We start from the raw sequence: 15987 nt of genomic DNA on the forward strand, positions 1-15987 counted from the left end.
CGAGAGCCATTGGGCAACCAAGCAAGACGCCCAGTGACGGTGACCAACCTGATTGTGACAGGCTCCAACGGTCTAACGGTGCAGGGTACACGGTGTACGGTTTAAGGGCTGCCGTGAACCGCGCTGCTGGTGTCTCTGTATGCCCTGCAAGACTTTGGCACACCGTCTTTGATGCGGTTTGACTCGCTGACTCAGGCCATCTTTACCCAGTACCGGAACAGTTTTAATCGCAACTTTGCGGCGGCGCTGTCGCTGCTGCTGGTGGGGCTGGTGGCGGTGATTCTGTGGCTGGAGTACCAGGCCCGCAGCCGGGCGGCGTATTTTTCCCAGGGCACCGGATCGGCGGCAGGCCCGGCGGCTGGTGCCGTTGGGGCGCTGGCGCTGGGTGGCGATCGCCTACTGCTCTCTGGTCACACTTGTCTGCCTGGTCTTGCCTGTGGGGGTGATTTTCTACTGGCTGCTGCGATCGCCCCGAACCACCGAAGCCTTACAAAACGTTATTCCAACCATTCTCAACTCGGTCTGGGCCGCCGGTCTGTCGGCGGTGTTTGCCACCCTCTTTGCCCTGCCCATCGCCGTGCTGGCGGTGCGATTGCCCAGTCGCCTGAGCACCTTGCCTGAGCACCTTGATCGAGCGGGGGTCCTACATTGGCTTCGGCCTACCGGGGGGGGTGGTGGCCCTGTCGCTGGTCTTCTTTGGCGCCAACTACACCCCGTGGCTGTACCAAACCATGCCAATGCTGGTGTTTGCCTACCTGGTGCTGTTTTTGCCCCAGTCGGTGGGCACTCTGCGCAGTTCTCTGCTGCAGGTCAGCCCTTCTTTGGAAGAGTCGGCCCGCTGCCTGGGGCGCACCCCCTGGCAAACCCTGCGAGAAATTACCGCCCCGTTAATTCGCCCGGGGTTTATCAGCGGTTTTGTGCTCATTTTCCTGACGGCGATTAAAGAACTGCCCGCTACCATGCTGCTCTCCCCGATTGGCTTTCGCACATTGGCTGTGCAGATCTGGGTAGCCACCAACGCTGCCGCCTTTGTCGATGCGGCAGCGGCAGCGCTGGCTCTGCTGATGGTGTGTACGGGTCTGACCCTGGTGGTGCTGTCTCAGGAGAGGGCATAGGGGAGGCACACCCGTTGAAATTGACATTGCAATTCAGTCCCGGGTGGCAGCTGTTGGGTATCGGGTGTCGGGTCTGATGCCTGGGGCGTGTCGTTATATGGAGCTTGGCCACGCCCGGCCCAAACGACAGGCTAGGGGCTGTAACCCTTGATTGTTGAGCGTTTAGCAGCTAATTGACGACAGCCCCTAGCACCTGATAGCCTGCCATTCCCTTAAAGACTCGATCTAACTAAATGCCCCCAGATTTCTAAATTCCCATCGCCCCCTTGATCTGCCCGCACCACGCTTGGATGCGGTCATCGGTTTTGTCAGACTCGTTGTCTTCGTCCAGGGCCAGGCCGCAAAACTTACCGTTGCGCACGGCCCGCGACTCGGTGTGCTCATAGCCGTCGGTAGGCCAGTAGCCAATGGTTTTGCCGCCCAGGGAGGTAATTTTTTCTTCCAGAATGCCCATGGCGTCCTGGAAGTTGTCGGCGTAGCCAATCTGGTCGCCGGTACCGAAATAGGCTACGGTTTTACCCGTAAAATTTACCTGATCCAACTCGTCGATCAGGGCGTCCCAGTCGTCTTGCACATCACCAATATTCCAGGTGGGACAGCCGATGATCAGGTAATCGTACTCAGCCAGGTCCGCAACTTCCTTATCGGCAATATCAAATAGATCCACCACCGAATCGCCGCCTAGCGCCGCCTGAATGCGCTCGGCGACATCAGCGGTTTTGCCAGTGGTTGAGCCGTAAAACAGTCCTACTTTTGCCATGGTATGTCCTTAAAATTCAAGTTGGCAAGGTCGTCAGAGCGCACTGATTTGCAGAGGCCGCCAGCGGGGGTATTCCAGTCGCTCCCCAAACACAGAAGTTTCGCCCTCCCTTGAAACCCTTAGTCAATAAGGGCCAGCGGTCGAGCGCTTGTCCATTGGAGTCAAACGGATTGCGGTCTCTGGCAAACCAGAAAGCATGAGTCTTGTTGAATGTGTTTATCAATAAGACCAGCCTTAACGTAGCACATCCTGTTAATGAGAACAATTCTTTTTATAGAGGCCTATTCTGGCCTCCGCCGTACAAACCCGGTCACTATCGCCAGGCCAAACACCCCCAACAGCGCGCCCTCCAGCAGCCCCGCACCCACAGCCACAATGGGCGGGTTGAAGAGGGCGACGCTTCGCCCGGCACTGGATTTTTAAAGGAGGACGTTTTCTAGAGTGCTGGTTGCGCAAGGGTTTTGGCAACGAGATCCAGGGGGCAGGGAGAGTTGGGGCGACAAGGATGGGATAATGAGCGGTTTCAAGACTGCCGGCTATTGACAATTGATCTCATCAAAATTGCTAAAATTGTTGACAGCAAGTCGCAAGTGATGCTTTTATGGCCTTTGAACTTCAGCCCCTACCCTACGCCTTTGATGCCTTAGATCCCTACATCGATGCCCAGACAATGGAAACTCACCATGGGTTTCACCACGGCGGCTACGTCGCCAAGCTCAACAGCGCTCTGGAAGGGTATCCCGACCTGCAAGCCAAATCTCTGGAACAGCTGATTCGTGAGCTAGACACGCTGCCGGACTCGGTCAAGACCGCCGTTCGCAACAATGGTGGCGGGCACTTCAACCACTCCATTTTTTGGACCCTGATGGGACCGAATGCCGGGGGCGCACCCAGGGGGGCGATCGCCACCCTGATCGACGACACCTTTGGCGACTTTGAAACCTTCAAAACTCGGTTCAACGATGCCGGGGCTACCCAGTTTGGCAGCGGCTTTGTGTGGCTGGTGCGCAATGAACCTAATTCTCGTTACCCGACACCCGGATGACCCACCCCTGCCCCTCCCAGGAGAGGATGCCGACACCCGATACCCAATACCCTCCCACCCAATACCCTCCCACCCTCCCACCCATCCACCCCTTACCCAAAAACGGAGCCCTAACCTTGGAAACCCTTGACTTCGACGTAGTGATCATCGGCGGCGGGCCAGCGGGGTGTAGTTGTGCGCTTTACACGGCCAGGGCCAGCCTCAAGACGGTGATTTTGGACAAAAACCCGGCGGTGGGGGCGCTGGCGATCACTCACAACATTGCCAACTACCCTGGGGTGGCGGGGGCTGCCAGCGGTGAGGAACTGCTGGCGGTGATGCGACAGCAGGCGGTGGACTTTGGGCCGGTGTACCAGCGATCGCAGGTCTATGGCCTCGACCTTAGCGGCGAGGCCAAGCTGGTCTACACGCCCGAATTGAGTTATTCGGCAGGCCATCGATATAAAAAGTCCCAGGCTCTCTCCTGTGGTTGTGAGAAAGCCTGGGATAGTGGGTTGAAACGATGCCTTGGGGCGAGTGGAAGCCAGAATTGCTCAATCCTTAAGCGATCGCCCGAGAGTAGTTTGGCGACCCTGCAAAGCTGCGAATCAGCTTAGCGCGCAGATAAATAGTCTGCCCTTGCTGAATATCCAGCGCCTTGTATTGCTCCCGGTTAATATGGGCGGTAATCTCCTGGCCATTCTCTAGAGCTAGCTCTAGGCGAATTGTCCAGCCCAGGTGAATGATGTACTTGATTTTGGCGGGCAGGGTGCCATCGGTGGGGGTGGCAAAAATATCAATATCGTGGGGCCGCAAGAACACCTGACTGGCGTTGTTGGGCACCTCGTGGTGGTGAGCCTTCCAGGTGTCGTCGGGGGAGAGCACGTTGACGGCCCCGATAAAGCTCATCACAAAGGGAGTAGCGGGGTTTTCGTAGACGTCTTCGGGAGTGCCCACCTGCTCGATTTTGCCGTTGCTCATCACCACGATCTCATCGGCAATTTCCATCGCCTCTTCCTGGTCGTGGGTAACAAACACCGTGGTGACATGGACATCGTCGTGGAGGTGACGCAGCCAGTCGCGCAGGTCTTTGCGCACCTTGGCGTCGAGGGCACCGAAGGGTTCATCCAGCAGCAGCACCTGGGGTTCGATGGCCAGCGATCGCGCCAGGGCCACCCGCTGGCGCTGCCCGCCCGAGAGCTGAGAGGGGTAGCGATCGCCCAGATGGCTCAGCTGCACCAGATCTAGCAGGGTATCGACCCGGTTTTTGATCCGCTCCTTAGGCCACTTTTGCAGATCGAGGGCAAAGGCAATGTTTTTGCGCACGGTGAGGTGCTTAAACAAGGCGTAGTGCTGAAATACAAAGCCAATTTGCCGATCTTGCACCGACTTGTAGGTGGCGTCCTGAGCCGAGATGTAGATTTTGCCCGTGTCGGCGGTTTCTAACCCGGCAATCACCCGCAGCAGGGTGGATTTGCCCGACCCGGACGGCCCCAGCAGCGCCACCAGAGAGCCACTCTTGACCTCCAGATTGATTGGCTCTAGCGCCTGAAAGTCGCCAAACCGCTTGGTCACATTCTCTACTTTTATGCCCACGGATCGTCTCCCAAAACCTGGCGTACTGTGCAATCGAAAGCAATCGAAACCGGTGTCACCGAAACTTGTGCAGCGTTATTAAGCCCGTAATTGAGCCATCAACGCCCTTCTAGCCAGCTGAACTGGGTCAAAGGCACAGCGCTTACCCATGGGTAAGACCGCTGACGTGGAATCACGCTACCCCACTCACAGCTTAATTGCAAGCGCTCCAGTGACAAAACTAGATTTGATCGAGAAAAATGTGTGAGTGAATTCTATTTCGCGCTTGATTTAATCCTATAGTTCTGTGATAAGCTTTGCAAGCAATCATCTAAAACCCTACCGGAATACCGGAGATTAAGGAGCGATACTTCCATGACTTCACCTCGTAACCCCAAGAGCCTGGAGGCTCAGCCCGGCGGTCAGCGCAGCTTCTTGGCTTACCTGGGCCAGGGACTCCTCGAGCGTTCGGTCTCTCGACGGTCGGCGATTTTGTTTGCGGCGGGCCTAGGGCTGTCTGGGGCGATCGCAGCCTGCGGCGGCGGTACAACCACCGGTACCGCACCGGATGGCGGCGACCAGGCCGCTCGCCCAGACACCATTGATGTCACGTTGGTCAGCTTCGCCGTGACCGAAGCCGCCTACTCCAACATCATTCCGCTGTTTGTGGAGTACTGGAGGGAAGAGACCGGCCAGACCGTGCGCTTTGACCAGAGCTACGGCGGTTCCGGTAGCCAAACCCGCGCCGTAATCGATGGCCTAGAAGCCGACATCGTTGCCCTAGCCATCCCTGCCGACACCATTCAAATTCAAGAAGCTGGCCTGATTGAGCCCGGTTGGGAAGCCGAGACGCCGAACGGCGACGGCATCGTCACCTCGTCCGTCGGCGTCATTGTCACCCGCGAGGGCAATCCCAAAAACATTCAAGATTGGTCTGACCTGACCCGCGACGACGTTACCTTTGTCACCGCCAACCCCAAAACCTCTGGCGGTGCCCGGTGGAACTATCTGGCCCTGTGGGGGGATGTCTCGGAGACGGGCGGCACCGAAGAGCAGGCCAAAGCCTTTGTTACCGATGCCTTTGCTAATGTGCCAGTGCTGCCTAAGGATGCTCGGGAGGCCACCGACGTGTTCTTTACCCAAAACCAGGGTGATGCCCTGATCAACTACGAGAACGAGGTGCTGCTCGCGGCTCAGCAGGGGAACGAACTGCCCTACGTGATTCCTGACAACAACATCTTTATTGCCAATCCGATCGCGGTGGTCGATAGCTATGTCGATCAGCGGGGCACCCGCGAGGTGGCCGAGGCCTTTGTCGCCTTTCTCTTCACCCCCGAAGCCCAGCGGGAGTTTGCCAAGGTGGGCTTTCGCCCGGTGATTCCGGAGGTGCAGCAGGAGTTTGCCGACGTTTTCCCTGAGGTACCCAACCTGTTCACCGCCGAGGACTTTGGCGGCTGGGGTGCCATCCGCGAAGAACACTTCGCCGATGGCGGCATCTTCGACCAGATTCAAACCGAGATTGCTCGCCGCTAGGGCAACTGCTCCTGGCAGATCCCAGGGTTCTATTTCGGCCAGCTCAGTAATCATCTTCGGCCTGGGCAGAACCCTGGGACCTTGACAAAGCTGCTCTCTAACTGATTGAGTCCTGACCTGAAACCCGCTTCCCTTAAACCATGACCTCTGCCTCTGTCGAAATCCGCCCGTCTAATCGGCCCAAGAATGTGCTGCAAAAGGTGTCTATCCCCTGGATAGTCGTCTTTACTCACATGTTCGTGATTTTGTTGCTGCCCCTGGCGGCGCTGCTGCTACGGGCGATCGTGCTCAACCCGGCGCAGTTTTGGGCCTTGGCCACCACCCCCATTGCCCTCTCCACCTACAACATCACCTTTGGTACCGCTATTGTGGCAGCCATTGTCAATATGCTGATGGGTACCCTGACGGCCTGGGTGCTGGTGCGCTACGAGTTTCCGGGCAAGCGATTTTTAGACGGCATTGTCGATTTGCCCTTTGCCCTGCCCACGGCGGTAGCCGGGGTGACGCTGGCCACGGTTTACAACCAGAGCGGCTGGCTGGGGCAGTTTTTTGCTCCCTTTGGCATTCAGATTGCTTTTAGCCGGGTTGGGGTGGCGATCGCCATGGTCTTTGTCTCGTTACCCTTTGTGGTGCGCACCGTGCAGCCGGTGCTGCAAGAGATTGAGCCCACCATCGAAGAAGCTGCCTGGTCTCTGGGTGCATCCCGCTTTGCCACCTTTTGGAAGGTGATTTTGCCGCCGATTATCCCGGCCATTCTTACCGGCACAGCCCAGGCCTTCGCCCGCGCCGTGGGTGAATTCGGTTCCGTAGTACTGGTTGCCGCCAACATCCCGTTCCAAGATTTGATTGCGCCTGTGCTGGTGTTTCAGCGTCTGGAAGGAGCTGACATTCCTGGCGCGACAGTTATTGGTCTGGTGCTGCTGCTAATTTCGCTGATTTTGCTATTGATCATCAATTTGCTACAAGCCTGGGGTCGCCGCTATGACGCTTAACCTAGAGACTCATGCCCCCATTGGGGAACGCGAGATCCATCCCCAAGATTCAAGGGAGTGGGCAAAGATTGGCCTGATTTTGCTGGTGTTTGCCTTCTTCACGGTCATTTTGATTGTGCCTGTGATCTATGTTTTTGTCGGCGCATTTAGCAACGGTCTTCCAGGCTTCCTAGGCACCCTGTCCAGTCGTCCATTTCTCAACGCATTGAGGCTGACGCTGATGGCGGTGGCGGTGGCGGTGCCCCTGAACGTCATTTTTGGCCTCTGCGCCGCCCTGGTGATCGCCCGCAAAAGTTTCCGGGGTCGTACCTTTTTGCTCAGCGTTATCGACCTGCCCTTTTCCATCTCGCCGGTCGTCGCCGGTCTCATGCTGGTGTCGCTCTACGGTCGCCAGGGGCTGCTCAACCCGGTGCTCCAGGCCATCGATCTGAGAATTATTTTTTCCTTCCCCGGCATTGCCCTGGCCACGATCTTGGGTGGCATGCCCTTTGTGGCCCGCGAAGTGATTCCGGTATTGGAAGAAATTGGCGATGAGGAAGAAGAAGCCGCCAAAACCCTGGGGGCTAGCGGTTGGCAGACTTTCTGGCGGGTCACCCTGCCCTCCATTCGCTGGGCGCTGGTCTACGGCATTATTCTCACCACTGCCCGTGCCATGGGCGAGTTTGGCTCGATCGCCATTGTGTCGAGCAACCTGATTGGTCGCACCCAGACCCTCACTCTGTTTGTCGATAGCTCGTACCGCAACTACGACTCCCAGGGAGCCTTTGCTACGGCGGTGGTGCTAGCTGGCTTGGCGGCCTTAACGCTGGTGATCAAGCAGGTGCTAGAGCATCTCTACGCCCAGCGTCACAGGGTTAAGTAGCCCTTAACCGCATCTAGCAGATCACAATCCCTCAACGTTATCTCCCTCGGCTTTGTTCAACAGTCGATTTTATGAGGTTCAATCCCTATGGCGTCTATCTCTCCCGATTATGGCCTTGAGGCCATCCACCTCAAAGATCCTGAAAGCCTGGTGCAAACCCAGGTCAAAATCCGCATTCCCAAAGCCCGCCACCCTGACCCGGTGATCTCTGATTTGATCAATCGCTACGGCCTTAAAGTGAATATTCTGGGTGCGTTGCTTGGAGCCAATGGACAGGAAGATGGCTGGTTCGATTTGGCGATTGAGGGTCGCGCCGCCACCATCCACGAAGCGCTGCTGGACCTGGTGGAGATAGACGCCGACCTCTGGTTTAACACCGATGCCGACGATGGCTACTGACGCTAGTTTTTGCTATTGAACGTATAGCGGGCGGGGTTGGTAAAAATCAAAGAGCAGTTCCTTTTCACACGCTGTCATGGCAGAATACAGGCCCTTTATTGGTTGAAGAGCCTGATCCTAAAGCGGTTCGGGCTCTTTTTTCTGTACCTCTTTTACCCGTCGTGAATAATCCAGGTTAGATTGATAACCCGCCCTAGGCGACGGCATCCCAGTCCAGCAGCGCGGCTATCTGCGGGGCCAGGGTGAGGGGGTTGAAGGGTTTGGTGATTAGCCCCGCCACCTGTAGGGCGGTGAAGCGGGCGCGATCGCGGGCCAGCACTTTGGAGGTGAGCACAATCACCGGAATGTTCTGGGTATCGGGGTGACTTTGCAGCTGGCGGTAGATTTCAAAGCCGTCCATGTCGGGCATGGAAATATCGAGCAGAATTGCGTCGGGGGCTGACCCTCGGGCCAGCGCCAGCCCCTCCTGGCCCGAGGCGGCCCCCAGGGTTTGCCACCCCGCCAATTCCTCCAGGGCGGCCTGAACAATGGCGCGAATGTCGTCCTCGTCGTCCACAATCAGCAGTCGCTTAGCCATGGTGGCCCTCCCTGTGGTCTAGATGGGTGAGGGGCAGGGCGACAAAGAAGGTGCTGCCCCGGCCCAGCTGGCTCTCCACCCAAATTCGGCCCTGGTGCTGCTCCACAATGCGTTTGCAGATGGCGAGCCCCAGCCCGGTGCCCCCCCGCCGGCGGGAGTCGGAGGCATCGACCTGCTGAAACTGGTCAAAAATGCGATCGAGTTTGTCCGCTGGAATGCCGCGCCCCTGGTCGCGCACGGTGAAAACGACCGCGGTCGATGAAGATGCTACAGCGTCTTTGTCGACCTCTGCGGTTAGCCATACAGTCTGGCCTGGGTTGGAAAACTTGATCGCGTTGCTGAGCAGGTTGGTGAGCACCTGAATGATGGCATCGGGGGCGGCGACCAGGATGTTGTCGAGGGGGGTGTGGGCAATGGCAATGGTTGCCTGGTCGGCCAGGGGCTGAACGCTGTCGATCGCCTGGTCCATCAGATGGGCCACCTGGCAGGGTTCTTTTTCAAGTTGCACCTGGCCTGACTCCAGGCGCTCAAAGCTGAGAATGTCGTCCACCAGGCGTACCAGGCGATCGCTGTTGCCGATGGCAATCTCCAGCATGCGCTGAGCTTTCTCGGGGCGATCGGCGTAGACGCCGGCCCCCAGCAACACCAGCGCGCCCTGGATAGCGGTGATCGGGGTGCGCAGCTCGTGACTGACCACGGAGATAAATTCGTCTTTCATGCGGTTGATGGCCAGGCGATCGCGAATGTCCTGCACATGGCCCACCGAATAGAGGGGCCGACCGTCGTGATCGTAGACGGTCGCGGCATTGACCACCACCGGAATGACTTCGCCCTGCTTCGTCAGGTAGCGTTTTTCCATCTGATAGGTGCGGAGGTCGCCCAGAAGCAGGCGCTCAAACTCGACCTGTTCTCGGTCCCAATCGTCGGGGTGGGTGATGTCCTGGAACCTGAGATGCAGCAGCTCGGCTTCGGTATAGCCCAGCAGCTTGCAGTAGTAGGCATTGACCAGCACAAACTGCCCCGTGGGTGCCACCAGCGAAATGCCGTAGGGGGCGTCGTCAAAGGCGCTGCGAAAGCGGGCCTCGCTCCGGCGCAGGGCCGCTTCGGTGCACTTGCGCTCGGCTTCGGCCCGTTTGCGATCGGTGATGTTCTCCACGGTGCCCACGACGCGCACCACCTGACCCGCCTCATTGCAGATGGGAAACGCCTTTGACCTGAGCCAGCGTAGCTCCCCCGTGGGGGTAATGTAGCGGTACTCCTGGTCGAAGTTTTCGCCCTGACGTTCGCGCTCCAGGGCCGCCTCAATGCGATCGCGATCGTCGGGATGAATGCTCGCCAGCCACCCCGCTGTGCTGGGGGCCGGGGCACTGTCGGGAGACATTCCCCGAACCGTCCAGTAGGCCGGGTTGACGTAGGCATACTGCTGGATGCCAATGTCGTAGACAAAAAAGCCCTCCTGCACCGTCTCGGCCAGCTGCCGAAAGCGGGCTTCGCTCTCCTGGAGGGCCTGCTCGGCCCGCTTGCGATCGGTGATATCCATCGACACGCCGACCAGTTTGACCACCTGCCCCTGCGGGTCAAAGACCGGATTGCCGCGCACGTCGATGTAGTGGAGTGAGCCATCGGGGTGAGTGGGCCGCAGGTCAACCTGGTAGGGCAGGCCCGCCGCAATGGCGGTTTCGATGTGGCGGGTGAGGCGATCGCGATCTTCGGCGGGTAGACTTTTCAGCAGATCGCTGAAGCGGGGGGGCGGCCCAGTCGGGTCGAGCCCCCAGTTGTGGAAGTTCATCTCTGACCAGGCCAGCGCCTGGGTCGCCACGTCAAACTCCCAGTAGCCGGCCCGGGCCACCCGCTGGGCCAGGGCAAGCTGCTGCTGGCTTTCCACCAAGGCGGCTTTGGCCCGATGGCGCTCGGTGATGTCGCGGTGGGTCACAATCAGGCAGTCCTGGCCGTCCAGGATCTGGGCCTCGACGGAGAGCAGCACGGTTTTGATGTCCCCCAGCTTGGTAAACAGCTGCACTTCCATGTTGCGCACCCGCCCCTCCTGCTCCAACAGCGTTCGATAGCGATCGCGCTGCGCCATCTCCACCCACAGCCCCAGCTCCACCGCCGTGCGCCCCACCATCTCGCTGCGGCTGTAGCCAAAGAACTCCAGCAAACTGTCGTTGACGTCCAGCAGCCGTCCCTCATCCCATGTGGCAATGGCCAGCGGGTCGGGGCTGGTGCGAAAAATAATGGTGAACTTGGTTTCCGACTCGGTCAGGGTGGTTTGCAGGTGCTGAAACGACTGCTGCAGCTGATCGGCCATCTGATTAAAGGAACGGGCCAGGTGGTTGAACTCACGGACGCAACTGTTAGTGGGGAACCGCTGAGCCAGGTTCCCGGCCGTAAGCCGATCGCTCACTTGGACAAATAGGTGCAGACGATTCAGCAGGCCCTGGGCCAGCCACAGATCGACAATCGCGGCTCCCACCAGGATCAAGAGCCACAGCAGCAAGAGCTGCTGCACCTGGGCCGCCTCAACTTGCCGAGACAGATGGCCAATACACACCAGCATGATCACGGCCAGGAGCACCATCGGCAGGGTGAGCACCCAGGACAGCGGCAGGGTGGTCGACAATGGTCGCAGGCGGAGAAACGGCATAGGGCAGCGGGGTCAACGCAGGGCCTGGAGGGTTGCCTGGTCTGAGGTGGCCTCCTCCTCGGTGGAACTCAGCAGCAGCGCTCGCTGTAGCAACGCCAGTTGCTGGGCCAGCTCGGAACCCAGCTGGTAGGCTGGGGCAGAGCGCAACAGGCGCTCAATTGCTTCGGCCACCTCGGATGCCTGGGCATAGCCAAACAGCCCTAATCCCCCCGCCAGGCGGTGGGCCTCGGCGATGGCCAACTGCCGCTGCTGCGGGTCCAGGACGCCGCCATCCAAAGCTTGTACCGCCGCGTCGAGCACCTGGAGCCGCTGGGCCAGAGAGGCCTGGAACCGCTGAGCGGCCTGCTGCATGACCGCATTGAACCCCACCGAGGTCGGCTGGGCTGGGCTGGAGTCGTCTCGTACTGTAGGCTCTGCCCGGTCCTGGGGCAGGGCTTTTAAGCGGTAGCCCGAGCCGTAGACCGTTTCAATCGGGCTGGAACTCAGCCCAGCAGCCTTGAGCCGCTGGCGCAGGTCCTTAATCAGGTTGGTGACCGACCCCTCAACGGGGGTGTCGGCCATGGGCCACAGGTGATCGATAATGGCGCTGCGGGTGAGCAGGCGCTGGGGATGCCGCAAAAATAGCTCTAACAGTTCGTACTCTTTAGGGCGGCAGGGAATGGGCTGCTGCCGGAAGGTGACCTGGGTGAGCGCGGGGTCAAGGCAAAGGTCGCCCCAGCTCAGCACCGGGGTCGTCGTACTGCGGCGGCGCAACAAAGCGCGCACCCGGGCCAGCAGCTGGGGCGCGTCGCAGGTCTTGGCCAGGTAGTCGTCGGCCCCGGCATCCAGCCCGGCTACGATATCAGCACTGGCAGACTTGACCGTCAGCATCAGAATGGGTGTGCAGTTGCCCTGGCTCCGCAGCTGCCGACAGACCTCCAGTCCGTCTAGCCCGGGTAACACCCAGTCGACAATCAGCAAATCGTAGGGCCAGCGATTGGCCAAATCGAGTCCGAGCGCGCCATCAGCGATTGTATCGACAGCATATCGGTGGGTTGTCAGTGTATTGGCCAAAAACTCACTGGTCGACGGATCGTCTTCTAGCAGCAGAATTTTCATCGCAACAGAGTATCCAAAAAAATATTTAAGCAGCGCTGTACTAGGCCCAGACCTGGAGTTTTGCCGTTAGGGAAACTTTACATCTGGCACTGAATGAGGGTTGTATTGCCCCCACGATACTCCGGTGCCCTACTGCCAACAATCCCTGCTCTCGTCAATGATCACCTACCAGCACGATCTATTCTAAAAACTTAACATCCATCGTTAGGAATAGATACAGATGGACGGTTGCCTTCCGTAAAGGCGATCGCCCATTGGCAGATATCCTCCTCTGGCAGCCGTAAAGCCTCTGGGAGCCAAAATCGAGAGCCAGCCAGTAGCAATCCGCGCCGATGCTGGGGTGAACCATAGTATGGAGGGGCGGCGATGGGGTAGCTCTGCACCCTAGATGGCATCCAGCTCGCGATCGCCACCCAATGCGAAACGGTGTCAGCCCTGCAACTGCAGGTGAGCTAATCTAATGTCCTTTGCACCTGAAAATTTCCCTTTAATAAGCTGCTGCTAATTGTACAGACTAAAAACCAGAAGTCTGTGGAACAAGTCGACTGCCCCCTCGCTTCCCAATCGAGCAAACGCAAAAGCACTTTTCAGCTACCCCAGGCTGGCCTGTGCCCGTAAATCCAAGGGAAACGGCAATTTGGCATTGACTTTACAAGTCCTTCAAGGATCAGAGGGAAATGTAAACTAGCGTACCATTTTCGAGGACAGAGTTTAATTTGTGCTGGCAGGCCGTGTAATTTGAAAACACAGCTAGACGTACTTGCTTGGGTTTAAAAAATATCAAAGGCTACCCCATGAGCCAAAAGTAGACAGCGTCAATCCAATGTTCTCTTGAGAAGCCAGCGTAGGAATTATGTGACCACAGGATGGAAATAAATAATTCTGAATATTCCTCGAAAATGTAAAAATATTCTTTTCCGGGAGAATGCAAAGTCCTCAATAAAAGTTTTTTTTGGCGCTGAATTGGTTTCTACACAAGCCCGATTAGAGTAACCTCTCTTTTGTTCTCTGCTTCACCAGGTAATTGACAAGCAGAGCCTCAACTCCAACACCCTCCTTAAATTGGCCAATTAGCATAATATAATAGTGAATTGCACTAAATTGAAAATTCATTTTTGGAGTATTTAGCTTTAGCTATGAGCTACCTTTTTCGGCAAACGGAATTTAGCCTCTGATTTTGGTTTCACTCTGCTTTCCAACATCTATTGTGTATCTGTCTAACTATGAAGACTCTTTTGGTTACAGGTGGAGCGGGCTTTATCGGCTCTAACTTTGTTTTGAAAGCTCGGCAAGAGCGGTGGGCGAATGTTGTTAACTTGGACAAGTTTACCTACGCCAGCAACTCTCATAACTTAGCCCCCTTAAGCGAAGATTCAGGGCATTGCCTCGTTGCAGGAGATATCGGCAATTCCGAATTGGTGACAGACATTCTATTGCAGTATCGTCCTGATGCCATTCTTAACTTTGCTGCGGAAAGTCATGTCGATCGGTCCATCGCTGATCCTGAGGCTTTCATACAAACTAATGTGGTTGGCACCTTTCGACTGCTAGAGGCATCTCGAAAATACTGGCTTTCCTTGCCCCCAGAAAGTAAACAGAAATTTCGCTTTTTACATGTTTCAACTGATGAAGTTTATGGTTCCCTTTCCCTTGAGGATCCTCCATTCCATGAAAATACGCCTTATGCACCTAATAGCCCCTATTCAGCCAGCAAAGCTGCGTCAGATCACTTCGTCAGAGCTTACTACCACACCTATGGCTTGCCGACCCTAACTACCAATTGTTCAAATAACTATGGGCCCTATCAGTTTCCAGAAAAACTAATACCTCTGGTTATTCTAAATGCTCTCAATGGTCAGCCTTTGCCAATTTACGGTGACGGGCAAAATATTAGAGACTGGCTTTACGTTGAGGATCATTGTGATGCGATCTATCAAGTATTAGAGAAAGGCACAATTGGAGAGACCTATAATGTCGGCGGCCTAAATGAGAAAACAAATTTATCTGTGGTAAAAAATATTTGTTCTTTGCTAGATGATCTAGCTCCCAAAGAAAATGGTAGCTATGCTTCACTAATTACCTTTGTTGAAGATCGTCCAGGCCACGATAGACGCTATTCCATTGATTGTCGAAAGATTCAGCAGGAGTTAGGTTGGCAGCCTAGAGAGAGCTTTGAAAGTGGTTTATTGAAGACCGTTAAGTGGTATTTGGAAAATCCTGCCTGGATCGAACAGGTGCAATCAGGCAACTACCATGACTGGATCCATAAAAATTATGCTGGTCGCATGGCTTAGATATCGAAATTTACTCTTTTAATTCCAAGTGGTTTTAGGAACATAAATTTATGAAAGGAATTATCTTAGCAGGTGGAACAGGCAGCCGTCTTTATCCGCTGACACTGACAGTTAATAAGCAGCTTATGCCGGTATACGATAAACCGATGATCTACTACCCACTGTCGGTATTGATGTTGGCTGGTATTCAGGAAATTTTGATTATTTCGACTCCTGACTCATTACCCCTCTTTCGTCAGTTACTTCAGGATGGAAGCCAATGGGGGTTACAGTTTAGCTATATGGAGCAGGGATATCCAGGCGGAGTCGCAGAGGCCTTCATTTTAGGTAAATCCTTTGTGGATGGCGACCCAGTTTGTTTGGTTCTTGGAGATAATATCCTATACGGCGATGGTCTAGGTGGAATCTTACAGAAAGCTGCCCAGCTTGACCAAGGGGCATTTGTTTTTGGTTATCCAGTCTCTGACCCGCAACATTATGGTGTGCTTGAGCTTGATCAGAGTGGTCGAGTCATTGGATTTGAAGAAAAACCAAAGAGTCCAAAGTCTTCTTACGCTGTGCCTGGAATTTACTTTTATGACTCCAAAGTCTGCGAACTGGCCGCTACTATCAAACCATCCTATCGAGGCGAGTTAGAAATTACAGATCTTAATCAGCGATATCTTGAATTAGGCCAGCTTCAGGCCGAACTCTTAGGACGAGGTTATGCCTGGTTGGATACCGGTACTCATAAGACACTTCATCAAGCTTCAAGCTTTATTCAAACATTGGAAGAACGCCAGGGACTAAAAATTGCTTGTGTTGAAGAGATTGCCTATCAGAAAGGCTATATTTCCGCTGAGCAACTCTATCGCCTAGCTAGTCCCCTTGCAAAAAGTAACTATGGGGCCTATCTCTTGCAGCTTTTAGATATGCCTACTCCATTACTTCTCGATGCAGGTGCCAGTCATAGCTTAGCAGTGTGTATCTAAGACAAGTCAAAGAGTGATTTGTTCTAGTAGTATTTACGCATCCTGAACTTAAAACTTGGCTGACTGCACTTCGATTTTGTTTAGAGTAGTTATCTCAAATGGCTGTGACAGCTGCATCTAGAGTGGTTGAATCTACCTCTTTG

General features: G+C 55.8%; 15 protein-coding genes. 10 read left to right on the top strand and 5 right to left on the bottom strand.

Going from position 1 to position 15987, the window contains the following annotated elements:
• Positions 1-129: 129 nt before the first annotated feature.
• Both NF78_RS32770 and NF78_RS32775 read left to right on the top strand, forming a co-directional pair.
• Complete coding sequence (locus NF78_RS32770; RefSeq protein WP_263970532.1) at positions 130-621, top strand: hypothetical protein; 492 nt, start codon at positions 130-132, stop codon at positions 619-621.
• Positions 622-626: 5 nt separating this feature from the next.
• Entirely contained in the window at positions 627-1115 is a 489-nt protein-coding gene (locus tag NF78_RS32775; RefSeq protein WP_052049671.1) for an ABC transporter permease, read from the top strand.
• A 247-nt stretch (positions 1116-1362) separates the two neighbouring features.
• Here the strand turns inward: NF78_RS32775 and fldA are convergent, their stop codons facing one another.
• Positions 1363-1875: a flavodoxin FldA gene (fldA, locus tag NF78_RS02635; protein WP_035984738.1), complete on the bottom strand. Its 513-nt coding sequence runs from the start codon at positions 1873-1875 to the stop codon at positions 1363-1365.
• 601 nt (positions 1876-2476) lie between these two features.
• Here fldA and NF78_RS02640 point away from each other — a divergent pair.
• Positions 2477-2920 carry a superoxide dismutase gene (locus NF78_RS02640; protein WP_081972474.1) on the top strand — a complete coding sequence of 148 codons (444 nt, stop codon included), beginning with the start codon at positions 2477-2479 and terminating at the stop codon, positions 2918-2920.
• A 116-nt stretch (positions 2921-3036) separates the two neighbouring features.
• A complete protein-coding gene (locus NF78_RS32780) occupies positions 3037-3516 on the top strand; it encodes an NAD(P)/FAD-dependent oxidoreductase (RefSeq protein WP_081972682.1) in 480 nt (159 codons plus the stop codon).
• Here NF78_RS32780 and NF78_RS02650 read toward each other — a convergent pair.
• The gene (locus NF78_RS02650; protein WP_035984742.1) at positions 3461-4495 is read right to left on the bottom strand and encodes a sulfate/molybdate ABC transporter ATP-binding protein; all 1035 of its coding nucleotides are present in this window, start codon (positions 4493-4495) and stop codon (positions 3461-3463) included. The two genes, NF78_RS32780 and NF78_RS02650, sit on opposite strands and share 56 nt — an antisense overlap.
• 354 nt (positions 4496-4849) lie before the next feature.
• Between NF78_RS02650 and NF78_RS02655 the strand changes: the two genes are divergently transcribed.
• From NF78_RS02655 to NF78_RS02670, 4 genes are all read left to right on the top strand, one after another.
• Entirely contained in the window at positions 4850-6007 is a 1158-nt protein-coding gene (locus NF78_RS02655) for a sulfate ABC transporter substrate-binding protein (protein WP_081972475.1), read from the top strand.
• Between the two features lie 140 nt (positions 6008-6147).
• Positions 6148-6999 carry a sulfate ABC transporter permease subunit CysT gene (cysT, locus tag NF78_RS02660; protein ID WP_035984743.1) on the top strand — a complete coding sequence of 284 codons (852 nt, stop codon included), beginning with the start codon at positions 6148-6150 and terminating at the stop codon, positions 6997-6999.
• Positions 6989-7861 carry a sulfate ABC transporter permease subunit CysW gene (gene cysW / locus NF78_RS02665; RefSeq protein ID WP_035984744.1) on the top strand — a complete coding sequence of 291 codons (873 nt, stop codon included), beginning with the start codon at positions 6989-6991 and terminating at the stop codon, positions 7859-7861. The genes cysT and cysW overlap by 11 nt, the downstream gene beginning before the upstream one ends.
• Before the next feature lie 87 nt (positions 7862-7948).
• Positions 7949-8260 carry an NIL domain-containing protein gene (locus NF78_RS02670; protein ID WP_081972476.1) on the top strand — a complete coding sequence of 104 codons (312 nt, stop codon included), beginning with the start codon at positions 7949-7951 and terminating at the stop codon, positions 8258-8260.
• A 193-nt stretch (positions 8261-8453) separates the two neighbouring features.
• On the opposite strand, the gene NF78_RS02675 is transcribed toward NF78_RS02670, so the two are convergent.
• From NF78_RS02675 to NF78_RS02685, 3 genes are read right to left on the bottom strand one after another with little or no spacing between them, the layout of a single operon-like run.
• Complete coding sequence (locus NF78_RS02675) at positions 8454-8837, bottom strand: response regulator (protein ID WP_035984746.1); 384 nt, start codon at positions 8835-8837, stop codon at positions 8454-8456.
• Entirely contained in the window at positions 8830-11481 is a 2652-nt protein-coding gene (locus NF78_RS02680) for a PAS domain S-box protein (protein WP_035984747.1), read from the bottom strand. Before NF78_RS02680 ends, NF78_RS02675 begins: the two co-directional genes overlap by 8 nt.
• A 12-nt stretch (positions 11482-11493) precedes the next feature.
• Positions 11494-12579, bottom strand: coding sequence for a response regulator (locus NF78_RS02685; protein WP_035984749.1), 1086 nt, complete (start codon positions 12577-12579; stop codon positions 11494-11496).
• 1223 nt (positions 12580-13802) lie between these two features.
• On the opposite strand from NF78_RS02685, the gene rfbB reads away from it, so the two are divergent.
• The gene (rfbB, locus tag NF78_RS28880; RefSeq protein WP_035984750.1) at positions 13803-14873 is read left to right on the top strand and encodes a dTDP-glucose 4,6-dehydratase; all 1071 of its coding nucleotides are present in this window, start codon (positions 13803-13805) and stop codon (positions 14871-14873) included.
• 50 nt (positions 14874-14923) lie between these two features.
• Entirely contained in the window at positions 14924-15844 is a 921-nt protein-coding gene (rfbA, locus tag NF78_RS02695) for a glucose-1-phosphate thymidylyltransferase RfbA (RefSeq protein ID WP_052049673.1), read from the top strand.
• Positions 15845-15987 lie beyond the last annotated feature (143 nt).

It is taken from the genome of Leptolyngbya sp. KIOST-1 (assembly GCF_000763385.1).
Classification (GTDB): Bacteria; Cyanobacteriota; Cyanobacteriia; order Phormidesmidales; family Phormidesmidaceae; genus Nodosilinea.

Coding starts and splice junctions, on each gene's coding strand:
- fldA (WP_035984738.1), bottom strand. CDS start 1,875: ATGGCAAAAGTAGGACTGTTTTACGGCTCAACCACTGGCAAAACCGCT.
- NF78_RS02640 (WP_081972474.1), top strand. CDS start 2,477: ATGGCCTTTGAACTTCAGCCCCTACCCTACGCCTTTGATGCCTTAGAT.
- NF78_RS02655 (WP_081972475.1), top strand. CDS start 4,850: ATGACTTCACCTCGTAACCCCAAGAGCCTGGAGGCTCAGCCCGGCGGT.
- cysT (WP_035984743.1), top strand. CDS start 6,148: ATGACCTCTGCCTCTGTCGAAATCCGCCCGTCTAATCGGCCCAAGAAT.
- cysW (WP_035984744.1), top strand. CDS start 6,989: ATGACGCTTAACCTAGAGACTCATGCCCCCATTGGGGAACGCGAGATC.
- NF78_RS02670 (WP_081972476.1), top strand. CDS start 7,949: ATGGCGTCTATCTCTCCCGATTATGGCCTTGAGGCCATCCACCTCAAA.
- NF78_RS02675 (WP_035984746.1), bottom strand. CDS start 8,837: ATGGCTAAGCGACTGCTGATTGTGGACGACGAGGACGACATTCGCGCC.
- NF78_RS02680 (WP_035984747.1), bottom strand. CDS start 11,481: ATGCCGTTTCTCCGCCTGCGACCATTGTCGACCACCCTGCCGCTGTCC.
- NF78_RS02685 (WP_035984749.1), bottom strand. CDS start 12,579: ATGAAAATTCTGCTGCTAGAAGACGATCCGTCGACCAGTGAGTTTTTG.
- rfbB (WP_035984750.1), top strand. CDS start 13,803: ATGAAGACTCTTTTGGTTACAGGTGGAGCGGGCTTTATCGGCTCTAAC.
- rfbA (WP_052049673.1), top strand. CDS start 14,924: ATGAAAGGAATTATCTTAGCAGGTGGAACAGGCAGCCGTCTTTATCCG.